Origin of the sequence: Paenibacillus taiwanensis DSM 18679 (assembly GCF_000425125.1) — a bacterium.
GTDB classification, from domain to species: domain Bacteria; phylum Bacillota; class Bacilli; order Paenibacillales; family Paenibacillaceae; genus Paenibacillus_B; species Paenibacillus_B taiwanensis.
On the sequence record NZ_AULE01000023.1, the window covers coordinates 463,926 to 481,897 of the forward strand.

Consider the following 17,972-nt stretch of genomic DNA (forward strand, 5'->3'; position numbering starts at 1 on the left):
AACATGACCAAAGGAGACTGGCATATGTGTGCACCAAAAATTTCGTTATGTATGATCGTTAAAAATGAAGAGGTCACCTTGGGAAGATGTTTGGACAGTGTTATAAATGTTGTAGATGAGATTGTTGTAGTAGATACAGGGTCTACTGACCGCACTCTAGAGATTTTGAAAGAGCGTGGAATTGAGGCTCAACATTATACTTGGAACAATCATTTTGGTGATGCTCGTAACTATGCGTTGTCTTTTGCCACAGGGCAGTTTATCTTACAACTCGATGCAGATGAATATTTGGATCAGGAAACGAAATCTGTTTTATGTGAGCCTTTAGACTGTGATTATTACATTTTAAGAATTAGAAATGATCTGGGGTCAGGATTTAACGAAGTACATTCATCCATTCGATTATTTCGTAATTTAGCAGATTTAAAATATACAGGCGCTTTACATGAACATATCGAAATTAAAGATATGCAGCTAAAGCGCGGTTCGCTGCAAGCACTTATTCATCATGATGGATATAAGCAAGCGGTAATTGATAAAAAAAATAAAAATAAAAGAAATATGCAAATTATAAAAAAAGAAGCTAAATTAAATCCTAATGCATTTAACTTATATAATCTTGGGGTACAGCTTAAAATAGAAGAGGATTTTTTGGCTGCAATCGATGCATTCAAGAAGTCGTTTGCTGCAGGTAGCAATTATACATTTACTCCAAAGCTCCTTGTATATTTAGGACAATGCTTGATGAAGCTTAAAAGGTATGAAGAGGCACTTGCTGTATTCAACGATAGCATTGCGCTGTATTCCGATTATACAGATTTGCATTACTTTAAAGGTTTTGTATATGATTGTATGGAGTATTACAGAGATGCGGAATCTTGTTACAAGAAATGTCTACAGTTGGGTGAAGCACCGGAAGTATATCATAATTCCCAAGAGGGTGTGGGAACCTACCTGGCGCATGCCCAATTAGCAGAATTATATTTTAAAGAGGGCCGCAGAGATGAGGCACTGACTCATGCTATTGAAGCATTAAGAGGGAGTCATAATAGCTTCCCGACGTTAAAAGTTTTTTTGAACATATATCCAGGTGGGGATAGGCAGCAAATTTATGAGATTTTAAAGCAAGTATGGTCTATTAATACCAGCGCTGATTTCGAGATGCTCTTGCTGGTACTGTATCAGCTTAGACATCCATTACTTTTATCTTATATTAAAGAGTTTAAAATCAATGTACCTAATAGCTTGCAACGATTTATTCTTCTTTTGGATAAAAAATACGAAGAGGCAGCTAAGTGTGAGTTGGAACACTCTGTTGGAAATACAAAAGATATGCTGTTGCAATCATTTGTTCTTCAGAACGGTTTATATTTTGATCAGGTAGCCGATCAAATTAACCTTAATGCTAAAGAGGTAAAAATATTAAGGAAGATGATTGCTGGTGAGGAAGTAAAGGAAACAAACTTGTCATCCGCTTTCTACACTTACCTTGCAGATTTATTACAAGACCTCTTTCATTTGCAGGAATATAATATTATTGATTATTTTGGTGGCCCTAACGTTCAAGACCCGGCGATAAAACTGTTGCTTGGGCAAAAACTTACGGAATTTGAGTTCTATGATGTTGTCTTAAATGTGCTTGTTGAGGGCCAATCAAGTATAATGAATGCTAAAATTTTTGAAACAGCTGCTAGAGCGTTGGAATTTATTAAAGATCCAGAGTTTATTTATTACTACAAAAAATGCTCAGAAATCAAACCTTCATTTAATATCTGGTATCGTTTGTATGAGGGGAGCCTTAAAAGCGGAAATCGCTTAGAAACCACAACTTATTTAGAGAAACTTAAGAGTATGAAGCCAGCTTCGGAATGGGTTAAAAATCTATAGTATGTTTCAGAAATAGAACGATACGAGGGTATCTATTATACTTTGGGTATATAGTTTTTAGTTTATGGCTGCTGACAGATGAATGATATCTGAGAGCAGCCGTAAACTTATATAATATCTGTGATTTAAAAAAGCGAAATATTTCCATGTGAATTTTAATAAAAGTAGTGACTAGAGGTATTATTCGCTTAATTATGCTTATGGAAATCAAAGTGCGCGCACACATGGAATTGATATTTAGATCTACATTGCCCATTTAAATATTTTCCAATAATCTCATTGACACCGCTTCCACCCGGTGATATAGTCGATTTGTAGGGTACATTTACCTACGGATTTGAAGATGAAGGGATGATTTTAAGATGCAAGGTAAAGTGAAATGGTTTAACGCAGAGAAAGGTTACGGCTTTATCGAAACTGCAGAAGGAAACGACGTATTCGTTCACTTCTCCGCTATCCAAACTGATGGCTTCAAGACTTTGGAAGAAGGCCAATCTGTAGAATTCGATATCGTGGAAGGCGCACGCGGTCCACAAGCAGCTAACGTAATCAAATTGTAATTATAACGGCGATTGCCGAATTATATATGATTCGATTAGCTAATTTAAACCCTCTGATTCGTCAGAGGGTTTTTTTAGTGTTTGAATCTGCTTAAAGCTAAAGCGATTCTAAAATGCGCTGACGCATGTACAGTATACAGTCTATGTGAGCTGTATTGCGTATGTTACAGCGTAGTTTACAACCAGTCATTTTTTAACACTTTCGACTTCGTTTCAAAAGTACATTATATAGGTAATAATGTGTACGCAAGTGTCGATGAATTGTAAACGTTATTTTGAATTCGACCCTTTGCCTATGTTATAATGAAGGTAAGCAAAGGAGGAGTGCACTATGAATTACAGCATTCGAGGTCAACAGATTGAAGTAACCGAAGCTCTTCGCGAATATGTGGAGAAGAAACTCAGCCGACTTGAACGCTATTTTGAAGCACCCGCTTCTGACGTAAGTGTAACTTTAAGTGTAACCCGCGATTTGCATAACGTAGAAGTCACGATTCCAATGCCAGGCTTGCTCTTGCGAGCGGAGCACCGCAGCAAGGACATGTATGCATCGATTGATGCGGTCGTCGATAAGTTAGAACGTCAGATCCGCAAGCATAAGACCAAGGTGAACCGCAAGTTCCGTCAGCGTGACGATAGCTTGAATCTGTTATTCAGAGAAGAGCCGTCAGTAGCTCATGAGGAAGAGGACATGCTTGAGCTGGTGCGGACCAAGCGCTTTACGTTGAAGCCAATGGATGTGGAAGAAGCGATCCTCCAGATGAATATGATTGGACACAGCTTCTTCGTATTCTCGAATGCGGACACGAAAGAAGTCAATGTTGTCTATCGTCGGGATGACGGACGATATGGACTCATTGAACAGGGCTAAGCACAATGCAGCCTGCTGCTGAACGAGGATAATAGGAACAAGATGTTTCCTTATTAGTTAACCTCTAACAGAGCCTGCATATCATACCAGTAATGAACTGAGCCTATTTCCACAACGGAATAGGCTCTTTTAACGTATAATAGAGTATAGATAGCTGTATATACGGAGGATAGTGACCATAACGGTTGCGACTCCTCTTTGAAACTGTTACAATTTATTGCAAAACGAGTCAACGGACAGGTTCTTTTCTGAAGACCGCACGAGCAAGATGTGGCTATAGACCATAAATGATCTGATTTGCATGAAAGGGGTTAACCATGCTAGGACTTGTAAAGAAAATTTTCGGTGATACCAACGAACGCGAAGTGAAGCGTTTAATGAAAACAGTAGAGGTTATCAACGGCATGGAGCCGGATTTCGAGAAGCTTTCGGATGAACAGCTTCGCGCCAAGACGGATGAATTCCGTGCTCGTCTGGAGAAGGGCGATACGCTGGAACAATTGCTGCCAGAAGCATTTGCGACTGTGCGCGAAACATCAAAGCGTGTGCTTGGAAAGCGTCATTATGATGTTCAGTTGCTTGGGGGTATGGTGCTTCACGAAGGCAAGATTGCAGAGATGAAGACCGGGGAAGGTAAGACGCTTGTTGGAACCCTGTCGGTCTATTTAAATGCGCTTGCAGGCAAAGGTGTTCACGTGGTGACAGTCAATGATTATTTGGCGACACGTGACAGTGAAGAGATGGGGCAAATCTACAATTTCTTGGGTATGACTGTTGGTCTGAACTTGAATGGCATGGACCCAGACATGAAGCAAGAAGCTTATGCGGCAGACATCACATATGGTACAAACAATGAGTTTGGTTTTGATTATTTGCGTGACAACATGGTTCTATATAAAGAACAAATGGTACAACGCCCCCTGTCTTATGCAATTATCGATGAAGTGGACTCCATTCTCGTTGACGAAGCGCGTACGCCGTTAATTATTTCCGGTCAAGCCGCTAAATCAACTGATATGTACTTTTCCGCAGACCGCTTTATTAGCCGTTTGAGCGAAGAGGACTACACGGTAGACGTGAAGACTCGCCAAGTAGCCTTGTCCGAAGCGGGTGTGGCGAAGGCCGAGAAGGCATTTAACGTAGAGAATTTGTTTGACGTTAAGAACGTTACGCTGAACCATCATATTCAGCAAGCTTTGCGTGCGCATATTATTATGCGATTAGACGTAGATTATGTCGTTAATGACGGTGAAGTTGTAATCGTCGACGAATTTACAGGCCGCATGATGGCTGGCCGTCGTTATAGCGATGGTTTGCATCAGGCCATCGAAGCGAAGGAAGGATTGGAAGTTCAGAACGAGAGTATGACTCTCGCAACGATCACTTTCCAGAACTACTTCCGTATGTATCGCAAGCTGGCTGGTATGACCGGTACAGCTAAGACTGAGGAAGAAGAGTTCAAGAGCATTTATGGTCTTGAAGTGCTGCAAATTCCGACCAACAAGCCGAATCAGCGTAAAGATATGCCGGACGTCGTTTATAAGACGGTAAATGGCAAGTTCCGCGCTGCGGTCGAAGAGATCGTAGAGCGTCACAAGAACAATCAGCCGATTCTTGTAGGTACAGTATCTATTGAGAATTCAGAGCGCCTTTCGGATATGCTGCACAAGAAAGGCATCCAACATAAAGTGCTTAATGCCAAGTTCCACGCGGAGGAAGCAGAAATTATTTCGCGTGCAGGCCAACCAGGCTCCGTCACGATCGCTACCAACATGGCGGGCCGTGGTACGGACATTCTGCTTGGAGAAGGCGTGCCTTCAGTAGGTGGTCTTCATATTATCGGTACGGAGCGCCATGAGAGCCGCCGTATTGATAACCAGCTCCGCGGTCGTGCAGGCCGTCAGGGCGACCCAGGGTCCTCCCAGTTCTATTTATCACTGGAAGATGAATTGATGCGCCGTTTCGGAGCTGACAACGTGCTGGGCATGATGGAGCGCCTTGGATTTGATGAGGATTCTCCAATCGAATCCAAGCTGATCACACGTGCAGTAGAATCGGCTCAGAAACGTGTTGAGGGCAACAACTTTGATTTGCGTAAAGTCGTTCTTCAATATGACGACGTGATGAATCAACAGCGCGAGATTATTTATCGCCAGCGTCGCGAGGTGTTGGAGTCTGATAACATCCGCCAAATCGTTATGGATATGCTGAAGCCTTGTATTGACCGGGTTGTAGATGCTCATTGCAGCGAAGAAGAAGTGCCAGAGAACTGGGAATATGAAGAGGTTCTTACTTATATGCACCGTCACTTCCTAGAAGAGGGTTCGCTGACAAGAGATGATCTGTGGGGTAAAGAGCAAGAAGAGCTTAAAGAGTTCTTATTTAACAAAGTAATGGATAAATATATTGAACGCGAGCAAGCGATGGGCGAAGAGCTCGTGCGCGAATTCGAGAAAGTTATCGTATTGCGTGCTGTAGACTCCAAGTGGATGGATCATATCGATGCGATGGATCACCTTCGCCAAGGTATTCACCTTCGTGCTTACGGTGGTACTGATCCGCTGCGTGAATACCAATTCGAAGGATATGAGATGTTTAACAGCATGATCGCATCTATTCAGGAAGAGGTATCCACTTACATCATGAAAGCGCAAGTGGAACAAAACGTGGAGCGTCAGGCAGTTGTCGAGGAGAGCAAGATGTCGACTAACGCAGAGCCTGCTGTGAAACGTCCGGTGACGAAGGACGACACGATCGGCCGTAACGATCCTTGTCCATGCGGCAGCGGCAAGAAGTATAAGCAATGCCACGGCAAGTAGTAATTGCGTCCGTACACGTGCTCTAGGCACGTGTCAACGCATAGTGCGTGTGCCGTGCATACGATAGAGCAACGGGCGCCCGTATCGGCGCCCGTTGTTCAGTGCTATTCGCCTTTATCCGGTACAGCCAGAGGAATCGGTCATCTCGGGTAAAGGCTAATCATCATGGATAATAGAGGTGACTGACGATGATCGATGCAAGCGTTCGACATCAGCTGCGTGAGCTCGCAGCTAAATTATTAAATCTTAGGGGGTCTCTTTGACTTAGACCTTAAGCTCGAACTCATTGCAGATTTTGAAGTGAAGATGGCTGCGCCGGACTTCTGGGATGATAATGAGCGTGCTCAGGCGTTCATATCTGAAATGAATGCTGTTAAAGGCAGTGTAGATCAGTATCAAGTTCTGTTTCAAGAGCAAGAAGATATCGAAATGATGATGGAACTGGCAGAGGAAGAGGACGATGAGAGTCTGGTCAGTGAAATAGAGGAAAGTATTAAGCAATTGTTTGCCAAGGTAGAGAAGTTTGAACTCCAACTGCTCCTTAGTGAAGAATACGATAAATATAATGCAATTTTGGAGCTGCACCCGGGAGCTGGTGGTACGGAATCTCAAGACTGGGGCCAGATGCTGCTGCGTATGTATACACGATGGGCTGAGAAGCGCGGCTTTAAGGTTGAAGTACTTGACTATTTACCAGGTGATGAAGCGGGCATTAAGAGTGTTACCTTATTAATTAAGGGCTATAACGCCTATGGTTATCTTAAGGCAGAGAAGGGCGTGCACCGCTTAGTGCGCATCTCGCCTTTTGACTCATCTGGCCGCCGGCATACTTCATTTGTATCTTGTGATGTCGTACCGGAGATTAATGACGACAGCGCTGTTGAGATCAGAACGGAGGACTTGAAGATTGATACGTACCGTGCGAGCGGTGCGGGTGGTCAGCATATTAATACGACGGATTCCGCCGTCCGGATTACCCATCTCCCAAGTGGAGTAGTTGTGACGTGTCAAACAGAGCGCTCCCAGATCAAAAACCGTGAACGGGCGATGACGTTGCTTCGATCCAAGCTCGTAGAGAAGAAGATTGAAGAACAAGCCAAGCATTTGGCGGAAATTCGTGGTGAGCAGATGGAAATCGCATGGGGCAGTCAGATTCGTTCCTACGTATTCCATCCATATAGTATGGTCAAAGACCACCGCACGTCGGTGGAAACCGGCAACGTCGGTGCCGTCATGGACGGGGACCTCGATGAGTTCATTGAATCGTACTTAAGATCGCGCATTCAACAACCTGCAGAACAATAAATATGGGGATTGAATGATGAACCTGCGCCGACGTTGTCGGGGCAGGTTTTTTGCTGTACTTGAACGCTGTGCCTGAACAGAGTATGTGCATGCAGGCATTGCGTATACTAAGGGGCAGCTGCGGGAACTTTACCCGCGTATCAACAGGAGCACGATCAGCTGACTGCGCAGCCCTTATTTATAGAGGGAGAAAGAGTGACGTGTTCAGATATGTTATTTTGCAAAACTATTTTCCTAATATATAACCATACTGATGTGAGTGAGAACTGAAAAGGAGAGATTATATGTCATCCCCATCCCTTACCAAAAAGCCGCGGCGCGGCCCGTTGCTGCCAGCTAGCCATCCGGCACGAACTGTGCTGGAATATGCCCTCATACTGCTTGGTGCCTTTATTATGGCGATTACGTTTAACATGCTTCAGCTTCCAAACAAAATTGCTTCCGGGGGGATTTCGGGTCTTTCTATCGTTTTGAAGGACGTGCTGGGCTGGCGACCTGCGATTACCCAATATGCATTTAATATACCGTTATTTATACTGGGAGTTGTGCTATTAGGCAAACGATACGGCGTCCGCACATTAGTTGGTTCTATTGCGCTGCCATCCTTTGTATACCTTACGTCTGGCCTTCCTGCTGGTACGCATAATCCACTGCTTGCTGCTATATTTGGCGGTATCGGTATTGGACTTGGACTTGGCATCGTCTTTCGGGGCAGAGGCTCTACAGGTGGTAATGCCATTACCGCTCAATTGATTCATACATTTCTTGGGATTGGCCTTCCATTGGCTGTTGCGATCTGTGATGGCATCGTCATCTTGCTTGCCGGTGTGCTGTTATCATTTGAAGATGCGATGTATGCCCTAATTGGTTTGTTTGTTATGAGTAAAACATTAGACGTTGTGCAGATCGGATTTGGTTATACAAAAGTCGCCTTTATTATTACGGAGAAGACGGAGGAGATGTGTGAAGCCGTGCTGAATGATCTGGATCGTGGTCTCACTAAGCTTCATGGTGAAGGTGGATATACGGGCGACAGTCGTCTCGTGTTAATGGTCGTAGTTGGGCAAACCGAGATTGTTAAACTTAAAAACATCGTCCGGGCAGTGGACTCTCATGCTTTTGTAATTATTAGTGATACGAACGAAGTGCTAGGTGAGGGATTCAAAATTCATTCTTAACGAGTTAACAAGTTGAATATAGACGATATCGGCTATGATGGGCTTGGAGCTTACTATTTTGCAACGTTACACCTTTAACATGAACGGCTTCCCACCATCATCTCTCAGCCCTTAAAACGCTGTGTGGGGTGGTACTAACACCGCTTATGCAATTTGGTTATACAAGCTTATGCATAAAATTATGAATAATGGTAACACACGACGAATATCCGCATTGCTGCTTTTTATAAAGCAGTAGTGCGGATATTTTTTTAGTAAAGGTGTTGTATTATTATAAATAGAGTCGTATAATGATACATATTTATTCATCAGGTAACGGTTGCCTATAGATGGAGCGGACGTTAGTGGATATTAGTCTTTTATTTGATCGTGAAGGAGATTAGGTTACATGTCACAAGCACGTTTAAAGGTTGCTATTGTTGGATCAACCGGGTATGGCGGCGTCGAATTAATACGCTTTCTGCTGCATCATCCCTTCGTGGAGATCACGTCTGTCATATCGGCCTCAAGCTCTGGAACGGCTTTAGCAGATGGTTATCCGCATTTGAATCAGATCATGTGTAATACGTTGGATGGCGTTGATATAGAACTTATGAGGCAGAAGGCAGATGTTGTCTTTACAGCAACACCTACAGGCGTAAGTGCCAAGCTAGTGCCCCAACTGCTGCAAGCAGGCCTAAAAGTCATTGACTTGTCGGGCGACTTTCGTCTTAAAAATAGTGCGGATTACGAGAAATGGTATAAGCATGAGGCTGTAGATGCTGATGCGTTGGAGCAAGCGGTATACGGACTGTGCGAGTGGTACGGTGAAGAGGTCCGCGGCAAATCCTTCATTTCCAATCCAGGCTGTTATGCAACAGCGGCATTGCTCGGCTTGACACCGGCGCTGCAAGCCAATTGGCTAGAGTCGGATTCGATTATCATCGATGCCAAATCAGGAATATCCGGTGCAGGTAGAGGCACAAGTCTAACGGTGCACTACTCCGAAATAAATGAGAACTTTAAAGCTTACAAAATAAATTCGCATCAGCATACACCAGAAATCGAGCAGGTGCTGACGAATATTTACGGCAAGCCTGTAACGGTTACCTTTACACCGCATTTGACACCTATGACACGCGGCATTATGTGTACGATGTATGCCAAGCTGAATGGTAGATATACGAATTGTGATTTTGTCCAGTTGTATAGTGAACTGTATGAGGGGCGTTCGTTTGTAAGAGTTCGTCCTACTGGCCAGTGGCCTGCAACTAAGGAAGTGTACGGCTCTAATTTCTGTGACATCGGCTTTGCGGTAGACGAGCGGACACAACGTGTGACGATAGTGTCAGTCATTGATAATGTGGTAAAAGGCGCAGCTGGTCAAGCGATCCAGAACTTGAACTTGCTGATGGGTTGGAATGAAACGACAGGCTTGTACTTTACTCCAGTATATCCATAAATAGCTCATTTTAATAGAGTCTGATTTAAAATTGAAAGGCGAGGGATGCCTGATGACGATTCAAACTACAACGTCCAGTTATTTGACTACAGAACTGGAAGAGGATATAGACAGTTTGCCGTATCAAATTATTGACGGTTCAGTGACCACTCCAGCAGGTTTCCGTGCGGGCGGGCTTCATTGCGGCTTAAAGAAGACGTCTCGTAATGACATTGGGGCCATCGTCTGTGATGTGCCTGCTGCCGCAGCCGCAGTGTACACGACGAATGCCTTCCAAGCTGCGCCGCTTGGAGTTACTCGCGCAAGCCTGGCTGAGACAGGCAAGCTGCGTGCAGTCATTGTAAACAGCGGCAATGCCAATGCGTGCACGGGCAAGCAAGGCGAGGCGGATGCTTACCGGATGCGCAGTGCTATGGCTGAGCAGATTGGCGTCGATCCTCATTATGTAGCGGTAGCCTCGACAGGGGTAATTGGCGAGAACTTAAAAATGGATTGTGTGGAGACGGGCATTGCCTCCATTAAGGATCTGTTAACAGCAGCGCGAGACGGAGCTGAACAGTTCAGTCAGGCTATACTGACGACCGATCTCGTCAAGAAGGAAGCTTGCGTTCAACTTCGAATAAACGGTGAAGTGGTTACGATTGCTGGCACAGCTAAAGGGTCCGGTATGATTCATCCGAACATGGCAACGATGCTTGGATTTGTGACAACGGATGCGAACATCGAGCCCGAAGTGCTGCACAAGCTGCTCAAGCAAACCACTAACGATACATTTAACATGATTACGGTTGACGGAGATACAAGCACTAATGATATGCTGCTCGCTATGGCAAGCGGCTATGCCGCTCATGAAGCGTTAACAGAGCAGCACGAGGCGTGGCCTGCGTTTCAAGCCGCATTTCAATACGTTTGCACGGTGCTGGCGAAGGCAATCGCTCGTGACGGAGAAGGGGCGACCAAGCTAATTGAGGTACGGATAAAGGGAGCCGCCTCTGATGACGCGGCAAAGAAAATTGCCAAGTCCGTTGTAGGCTCAAGCCTCGTGAAATCTGCTGTATTTGGCGCTGATGCGAACTGGGGACGTGTAATTGCCGCAGTCGGTTATTCAGGTGAGCAGGTAAGAACGGATGCGGTTGATATTTATTTGGGTTCCATCCCGGTGTTGCTTGAATCTACACCAGTGAAGTTTGATGAAGACGCAGCACTTGAATATTTAAAGGAGGAAACGATTGTTTTCACTGTTAACCTCCATATGGATGAAGGAAAAGCTACAGCATGGGGCTGTGACCTGACTTACGATTATGTGCGCATTAATGCAGCTTATCGGACCTAGAGCAAAAGCAATTGATATATATAAAGGAGATCGCACAAGTTTGTGGGATTAAACTAAATTCGAATGGATGACGTGTGGAAGCGAGCGGGGTCTACCCTAGTGAATCCCTTTGTTGAAAAGAAAAGCTTGACTAGAGTAGGAGGAGAACCGGATGAATGCAACACGATTTGTTATGAAATGCGGTGGGAGCACGTTGGCTGATTTGCCGGACGCTTTTTATGAGCAGTTGCGGGACATACAGCTTGCAGGAACGGTGCCGATTATTGTACACGGCGGCGGGCCGGCCATTTCGGAGACGCTGCAAAAGCTTGGTATCGAAACGGAGTTCGTCAACGGACTTCGCAAGACAAGCGAAGAAGTGCTGGACGTCGTTGAAATGGTACTCGCAGGCGGCATGAATAAACAGATTGTGCGTCGGCTTCATCGTGTCGGTGCCTCTGCTATCGGATTGTCGGGGACGGATGGACAGCTCATTACGGCGCAGCCTGTGGCTCAAGCGGATGAGATTGGATTTGTCGGAGATGTTGTTGGGATAGATGCCAATTTGATCGAAGGTGTGCTCAACATGGGGTATATGCCTGTCATCGCTCCGATTGGCATAGATGGAGCGGGTCAGCGTTACAACATTAACGCAGATACGGCGGCAGGCGCAGTAGCAGCTCACTTGGGAGTAGAGCGACTGCTAGTTATTACAGACGTGCCTGGAATTATGAAGGTTGTAGAGGGAGAGAAGATCGTTCTGCCTGTAGTGTCAACGGAACAGATTGAAGCTATGATTGCAGGCGGTGACATTTACGGAGGCATGATTCCAAAGGTAAGAGCTGCAATGAAGTGTTTGGACGGTGGTGTAGCGGAGGTTGTGATTGCACAAGGTTCTGAGCCGAATGTGTTGAAGCGGCTTGCAGCGGGGGAAGCACTTGGTACTCGAATAGTACGCGCAACCGTACATACGGCGAGCTCGCCAAGATGAGTTGAAGTGAATCCATTTCAAACGCAAGAGCTGATGTACGTGATGTGAGGCTAAAAAGATGTAAGACCGCCAAGTATAGCGATGATAGATGATGAATGGAGATGAATAACAATGTCAACTTCAATAAACGATTCAGCAGCCGAAACAAGTGCGTTGTTTCCGACATATGCCCGTTATCCGATCGCCTTGGTCAAGGGTGAGGGCAGCCGTTTGTGGGATGACGCTGGAAAATGTTATTTGGACTTTATGAGCGGTTTGGCTGTAACCAATCTTGGGCATGTACCCGCGCAAGTAAAGGCCAAGATCGTAGCACAACTGGATACGTTGTGGCATGTATCGAATTTGTTTCATATTCCTCAGCAGGAAGAGGCTGCGGCATTGCTGGTGAAGCATAGCTGTGCGGATGCTGTATTTTTTTGCAATAGCGGCGCAGAGGCCAATGAAGCGGCGATCAAGCTAGCTCGTCGTTATCAACAAAACATAGCCGGCACTGGACGATATGAGATTATTACGTTTCATCAATCGTTTCATGGTCGGACACTGGCAACGTTGACGGCAACTGGACAGGATAAGGTAAAGGATGGATATGCGCCATTGCCTGAGGGCTTTAAATATGCGCCTTTCAATGATATTGAAGCGCTTCGAGACGCAATTAGTGATCAGACAGGGGCTATTATGCTGGAAATTGTCCAAGCGGAGGGCGGAGTTAACTTGCTGCAGCCTGAATTTGCAGCAGCGGTTGATGCGCTGTGCAAGGAGCTTGGTCTGCTGCTGATCATTGATGAAGTGCAGACAGGGATGGGGCGGACAGGAAAGATGTTCGCACACGAGCATTATGGCCTTCAGCCTGACATCTTCACGTTGGCAAAAGGATTGGGTAGCGGCTTCCCTGTAGGTGCAATGCTTGCAAAGGGATATTTGCGAGATGCCTTTGGACCAGGAAGCCACGCTTCCACCTTTGGTGGCACACCATTGTCGATGTCTGCTGTAATCGGAACGCTCGAAACACATATTAGCGAGCAAATAGCAGCTCGCGTAGCTGATACGGGAACGTATCTGATGGCGCAACTGCACGATAAAATTGGCTCCTTGCCAGTTGTCAAAGAGATTCGTGGTATGGGGCTGTTGATCGGTATTGAATGCAACATTCCTGTACAAGGGATGTTGGCAGAAGCTCAACAAGCAGGCTTGCTGTTTGTGTCGGCAGGACCTAACGTCATTCGTCTGCTGCCGAACTTGCTTGTCACCAAAGAAGAGATTGAGGAAGCAATCCGTATACTTCAGCCTATTTTACAGGCAGCTTCGGTGACCGCATAGTCGGATGCAGCAAGCATTCGCCTCCTGAATAGCAGGGCTTTGGCGAGCGAAGCTTCTAACGACTTATTACAGGATTACATGCGGTAGCCCATTCGTTAATTTAATGATCTATTTATCTATTCATTTATTTGTCGTTTATTGATTTATCGAATGGGACTGCTGCATGTTAATTGATCGATAAGACGATACGAATCGTAATGGACGCGTCCATTGAACAATAGAGCAAACATTCAAACATGGAGGGGGCGGTCTACATGACGAATACACAATTGGATATGAGAGGGCGTGACTTTGTCGCGCTAGCAGATTATACGCAAGAGGAATTATACGCGCTTATGCATTACGGAATTGAGTTGAAGCGCAAGCAGAAAGCAGGAGATCCAGAGCAGGCATTAAGAGGGAAATCACTTGCAATGATCTTTGAGAAGTCTTCAACCCGCACACGTGTGTCTTTTGAAGTTGGTATGTTTCAGTTGGGCGGCACTGCCTTATTTCTGAGCAAAAATGACATTCAGATCGGACGTGGAGAGACGATATACGACACGGCGCAGACGCTGTCTCGTTATGTAGACGGCATTATGATTCGTACCTTTGCGCACCGCACGGTCATCGACTTGGCACGCGCAGCAACGATACCTGTCATCAATGGATTATCGGATCTGAATCATCCTTGTCAGGCGCTCGCTGATTATATGACCATTTACGAGAAAAAAGGCAAGCTAGAAGGATTAAAGGTGGCTTATGTCGGGGACGGCAACAATATGGCGCATTCGCTTATTATGGGAGCGTCGAAGTTCGGTATAAATATTACGGTTGCTACGCCTAACAATTATGCGCCAGATGCTGACGTAGTGAAACAAGCGCAGGAGCAGGGCAAGTTGTATGGTTCAACGATTACTTTAACCAATGATCCTCGTGAAGCAGTAGCGGACGCTGATGTGGTGTATACAGACGTATGGGCTAGCATGGGCTTTGAATCTGAGCAGCAGAAGCGTGAACTTGCGTTCCGAGATTTTCAGGTGGATGAGGAGCTTGTGAAGTGGGCAAAGTCAGACTATTTGTTTATGCACTGTCTGCCTGCACATCGTGGTGAGGAAGTAAGTGAGGGTGTTATTGATGGAAGCAATTCCATTGTGTTTGATCAGGCGGAAAATCGTCTGCATGCACAGAAAGCTGTGTTAGCTTCTCTAATGCGTGATTAGACGAGTAAAGAGGACATGACGACATCATGTTAAGCTGTGCGCTGCAAGTGATCGGAGAAGAGAGAAGTGGGGGAGAAAACATGGCAAAAGATAAGATCGTGTTGGCTTATTCAGGCGGTTTGGATACATCGGTCATTTTAAAATGGTTAAAAGAAACGTACGATGCCGAAATTATTGCGTTTACGGCTGACATCGGACAAAAAGATGAATTGGAAGGTTTAGAGGAGAAGGCGCTTGCTACTGGTGCTTCCAAAGTATACATTGACGACTTGCGCGATGAATTCGCAAGCGACTTTATATATCCGATGTTTCAAGCGGGTGCCTTGTACGAAGGACAATATTTGTTAGGCACGAGTATCGCGCGGCCTTTGATTGCAAAGCGTATGGTCGAAATCGCTAAAGCGGAAGGTGCGATAGCGATCGCACACGGTGCGACAGGCAAAGGCAACGACCAAGTTCGCTTTGAATTAACGGCTGCGTCATTGGCGCCTGAGATCAAGGTGATTGCGCCTTGGCGATCTGAGGCGTTCCGTGAGCAGTTTCCTGGACGGGCAGAGATGATTGCATACGCTGAGAAGCATGGTATTCCAGTACAGGCATCTGCTGCAAAGCCCTATTCGATGGATCGCAACTTGCTCCATATTAGCTTTGAGAGCGGCGTGCTGGAGGACCCTTGGTTTGACCCGAGTGCGGATGAGAACAAAGGGATGTTTGTACTAAGCGTAGCACCAGAAGATGCGCCTGATGCTGCTGAGTATGTGGAGTTGACATTTGAACAGGGAAACTGCATAGCCATTAATGGTGAGACGTTAAGCCCACTGCAGGTCATGGAACAATTAAACGCGATCGGGGGCAAACACGGTATTGGACGTGTTGATATGGTAGAGAACCGCTTCGTTGGGATGAAAAGCCGCGGTGTATATGAGACGCCAGGCGGTACGATTCTGTTTACGGCGCATCGCAAAATGGAATCGTTAACGATGGATCGTGAGGTCATGCATCTGCGTGATTCATTAATTGCCAAGTATAGCGCTATCGTCTACAACGGCTTTTGGTTTGCGCCGGAGCGGCTGGCGATCCAAGCACTTGTGCAAGAGAGTCAAAAGTATGTTTCAGGCATTGTACGTTTGAAGCTTTATAAAGGAAACGTGATTGGTGCAGGGGTACAAAGTGCGGTTAGTTTGTATAACCCTGACATCGCTACGATGGAAGCTGATCCATCGCAAGCCTATGATCAGAATGACGCGACAGGGTTTATCCATTTGAATGCATTACGTCTTAAAGTAGCCTCTGGCGTACACGGTGTTAGTGTGCATGGCGTGGAATTAAAGCTGGATCAGAACGCAACAGCAGTTGAAACGTCAGCGTCCAAGTAGAACGCAGGACAGGGGAACGTATCGAAATTAAGCTTGTGTTCTGATCTGATCAGTTGGAACTTTAATTGGGTTGATTTTAGAAGGAAACGTTGCTAGTGATAGAGGTAGACAACGTATAGCTGTGGATAGCGGTTAGGGGGAAGGTAATTGAGCAAACTATGGGGCGGACGGTTTACGAAACAGACAGATGAATTAGTGGAGCAGTACACCGCATCGATTTCATTTGATCAGCAGCTTGCGGAAGAAGATATTCAAGGCAGTCTGGCACATGTGACGATGCTTGGACGTTGTGGTATCGTTCCACAAGAGGATGTAGAGCAGATTCAACAAGGCTTGGCACAAGTGTTGGAATTAATCCGCAGCAAGGAGATGGTTTACTCCGTCTCGGATGAAGATATTCATATGAACATCGAGAAAAAGCTTATAGAGTTGATAGGTCCTGTTGGGGGAAAGCTGCATACAGGGCGCAGTCGCAATGATCAGGTGGCGACAGATATGCATCTCTATTTGCGCAAGCATGTCGTTATTTTTGTAGAGCTGTTGTCTAAACTCCAGATTGCGTTGATGGAGCAGGCAAAAGCCAATTACGACACTATTGTTCCTGGCTATACACATTTGCAGCGTGCGCAGCCAATTCTGTTTGCTCATCACCTGATGGCGTATGTATCCATGTTTGAGCGTGATATTGAACGTCTGCAAGACAGCTACAAGCGGATCAATACGCTTCCGCTCGGAGCCGGGGCACTGGCCGGAACTACGTTTCCGATTGATCGCCATGATGTGGCTGAACAACTTGGCTTTGATCGTGTATACGAGAACAGTCTTGACGCGGTGAGTGATCGTGACTTTATCGTTGAGTTTTTATCAAATGCCTCATTGGTGATGATGCACTTGTCCCGCTTATGCGAAGAACTGGTCCTTTGGTCCAGTACAGAATTTCAATTTATTGAACTTGACGACGCATTTTGTACAGGCTCAAGCATTATGCCGCAAAAAAAGAACCCTGATGTCGCTGAGCTGGTCCGTGGCAAGACAGGACGGGTATATGGCAATCTAATGGGGATGCTGACGGTGCTGAAGTCGCTGCCGCTTGCTTATAACAAAGATATGCAGGAAGACAAGGAAGGAATGCTGGACACCGTCTCCACCTTGGACGGCGCTTTGCGCTTGTTTGCACCGATGATTGCCACGATGAAAGTCAATCGTGATCGGATGCGACAAGCGGTGCGGCAGGATTTCTCTAACGCTACCGATATTGCCGACTTTTTGGTAAACAAAGGTTTGCCATTCAGGCAAGCGCATGAAGTGATCGGAAAAACGGTACTGTACTGTATCCAGAAAAACGTATATCTGCTAGATCTGTCACTGGAGGAGTTTAAGCAATTCTCACCATTGTTTGATGAAACGATTTATGCAGTGCTTCAACCGGAGCAAGTTGTAAATGCCCGCAACGTGTACGGCGGAACGGCTACCGTGCAAGTACAGGCAGCAGTCGGACGTGCTAGCGAAGCACTAAACAGAACCGAAGCATGGCTTCATGAGCACGAAAATAAGTTTTGACTTTGGTGGATAGGGAAAAACGAGTTGTATTGGCGTGCTGGCGTCTGTTAGGAAGGGAAAAGTATAAGCAAGCGTATAAGCAGCACAGCGTATGATCGTGCCAAGAAGGAATTAAAATGAATGCAGCCGCGCGTTAATAGGGTCCTGTGAGGC

The 17,972-nt window shown here is 45.7% G+C and carries 13 protein-coding genes; all 13 read left to right on the forward strand.

Features of this window, described 5'->3' with window-relative positions:
• The first annotated feature begins 24 nt into the window (after positions 1–24).
• The 13 genes from H509_RS0104205 to argH all read left to right on the forward strand — a co-directional run bounded on the left by H509_RS0104205 (position 25) and on the right by argH (position 17,819).
• Positions 25–1,887 carry a glycosyltransferase gene (locus tag H509_RS0104205; RefSeq protein ID WP_028543969.1) on the forward strand — a complete coding sequence of 621 codons (1,863 nt, stop codon included), beginning with the start codon at positions 25–27 and terminating at the stop codon, positions 1,885–1,887.
• Positions 1,888–2,249: 362 nt separating this feature from the next.
• Positions 2,250–2,447: a cold shock domain-containing protein gene (locus tag H509_RS0104210; RefSeq protein ID WP_021257113.1), complete on the forward strand. Its 198-nt coding sequence runs from the start codon at positions 2,250–2,252 to the stop codon at positions 2,445–2,447.
• Between the two features lie 331 nt (positions 2,448–2,778).
• Positions 2,779–3,318, forward strand: a complete 540-nt coding sequence (hpf, locus tag H509_RS0104215) for a ribosome hibernation-promoting factor, HPF/YfiA family (protein ID WP_028543970.1) — start codon at positions 2,779–2,781, stop codon at positions 3,316–3,318.
• 317 nt (positions 3,319–3,635) lie between these two features.
• On the forward strand, positions 3,636–6,137 hold the full coding sequence (secA, locus tag H509_RS0104220) for a preprotein translocase subunit SecA (RefSeq protein WP_028543971.1): 2,502 nt from the start codon (positions 3,636–3,638) through the stop codon (positions 6,135–6,137).
• Between the two features lie 188 nt (positions 6,138–6,325).
• Positions 6,326–7,442, forward strand: a protein-coding gene (prfB, locus tag H509_RS0104225) for a peptide chain release factor 2 (protein WP_157277434.1) whose coding sequence is annotated in 2 segments (ribosomal slippage) — positions 6,326–6,397 and positions 6,399–7,442 — 1,116 coding nt in all. Because the reading frame shifts where the segments join, the coding sequence is not laid out codon by codon here.
• A 284-nt stretch (positions 7,443–7,726) separates the two neighbouring features.
• On the forward strand, positions 7,727–8,620 hold the full coding sequence (locus H509_RS0104230) for a YitT family protein (RefSeq protein ID WP_028543973.1): 894 nt from the start codon (positions 7,727–7,729) through the stop codon (positions 8,618–8,620).
• Between the two features lie 388 nt (positions 8,621–9,008).
• Positions 9,009–10,061: an N-acetyl-gamma-glutamyl-phosphate reductase gene (gene argC, locus H509_RS0104235; protein WP_028543974.1), complete on the forward strand. Its 1,053-nt coding sequence runs from the start codon at positions 9,009–9,011 to the stop codon at positions 10,059–10,061.
• A 52-nt stretch (positions 10,062–10,113) separates the two neighbouring features.
• The gene (gene argJ / locus H509_RS0104240) at positions 10,114–11,394 is read left to right on the forward strand and encodes a bifunctional glutamate N-acetyltransferase/amino-acid acetyltransferase ArgJ (RefSeq protein ID WP_084159067.1); all 1,281 of its coding nucleotides are present in this window, start codon (positions 10,114–10,116) and stop codon (positions 11,392–11,394) included.
• A gap of 151 nt (positions 11,395–11,545) precedes the next feature.
• Entirely contained in the window at positions 11,546–12,364 is an 819-nt protein-coding gene (argB, locus tag H509_RS0104245; protein ID WP_028543976.1) for an acetylglutamate kinase, read from the forward strand.
• Positions 12,365–12,475: 111 nt separating this feature from the next.
• Positions 12,476–13,681, forward strand: a complete 1,206-nt coding sequence (locus H509_RS0104250; RefSeq protein WP_036696055.1) for an acetylornithine transaminase — start codon at positions 12,476–12,478, stop codon at positions 13,679–13,681.
• 254 nt (positions 13,682–13,935) lie between these two features.
• Complete coding sequence (gene argF, locus H509_RS0104255) at positions 13,936–14,883, forward strand: ornithine carbamoyltransferase (RefSeq protein WP_084159068.1); 948 nt, start codon at positions 13,936–13,938, stop codon at positions 14,881–14,883.
• Positions 14,884–14,963: 80 nt separating this feature from the next.
• Positions 14,964–16,259 carry an argininosuccinate synthase gene (locus tag H509_RS24255; protein ID WP_051286814.1) on the forward strand — a complete coding sequence of 432 codons (1,296 nt, stop codon included), beginning with the start codon at positions 14,964–14,966 and terminating at the stop codon, positions 16,257–16,259.
• A 147-nt stretch (positions 16,260–16,406) separates the two neighbouring features.
• Entirely contained in the window at positions 16,407–17,819 is a 1,413-nt protein-coding gene (gene argH / locus H509_RS0104265; protein WP_028543979.1) for an argininosuccinate lyase, read from the forward strand.
• The last annotated feature ends 153 nt before the right edge of the window (positions 17,820–17,972 follow it).

Excerpts from the sequence above, each read along its gene's own strand:
- H509_RS0104205 (WP_028543969.1), top strand. The coding sequence starts at position 25 with ATGTGTGCACCAAAAATTTCGTTATGTATGATCGTTAAAAATGAAGAG.
- H509_RS0104210 (WP_021257113.1), top strand. The coding sequence starts at position 2,250 with ATGCAAGGTAAAGTGAAATGGTTTAACGCAGAGAAAGGTTACGGCTTT.
- hpf (WP_028543970.1), top strand. The coding sequence starts at position 2,779 with ATGAATTACAGCATTCGAGGTCAACAGATTGAAGTAACCGAAGCTCTT.
- secA (WP_028543971.1), top strand. The coding sequence starts at position 3,636 with ATGCTAGGACTTGTAAAGAAAATTTTCGGTGATACCAACGAACGCGAA.
- H509_RS0104230 (WP_028543973.1), top strand. The coding sequence starts at position 7,727 with ATGTCATCCCCATCCCTTACCAAAAAGCCGCGGCGCGGCCCGTTGCTG.
- argC (WP_028543974.1), top strand. The coding sequence starts at position 9,009 with ATGTCACAAGCACGTTTAAAGGTTGCTATTGTTGGATCAACCGGGTAT.
- argJ (WP_084159067.1), top strand. The coding sequence starts at position 10,114 with ATGACGATTCAAACTACAACGTCCAGTTATTTGACTACAGAACTGGAA.
- argB (WP_028543976.1), top strand. The coding sequence starts at position 11,546 with ATGAATGCAACACGATTTGTTATGAAATGCGGTGGGAGCACGTTGGCT.
- H509_RS0104250 (WP_036696055.1), top strand. The coding sequence starts at position 12,476 with ATGTCAACTTCAATAAACGATTCAGCAGCCGAAACAAGTGCGTTGTTT.
- argF (WP_084159068.1), top strand. The coding sequence starts at position 13,936 with ATGACGAATACACAATTGGATATGAGAGGGCGTGACTTTGTCGCGCTA.
- H509_RS24255 (WP_051286814.1), top strand. The coding sequence starts at position 14,964 with ATGGCAAAAGATAAGATCGTGTTGGCTTATTCAGGCGGTTTGGATACA.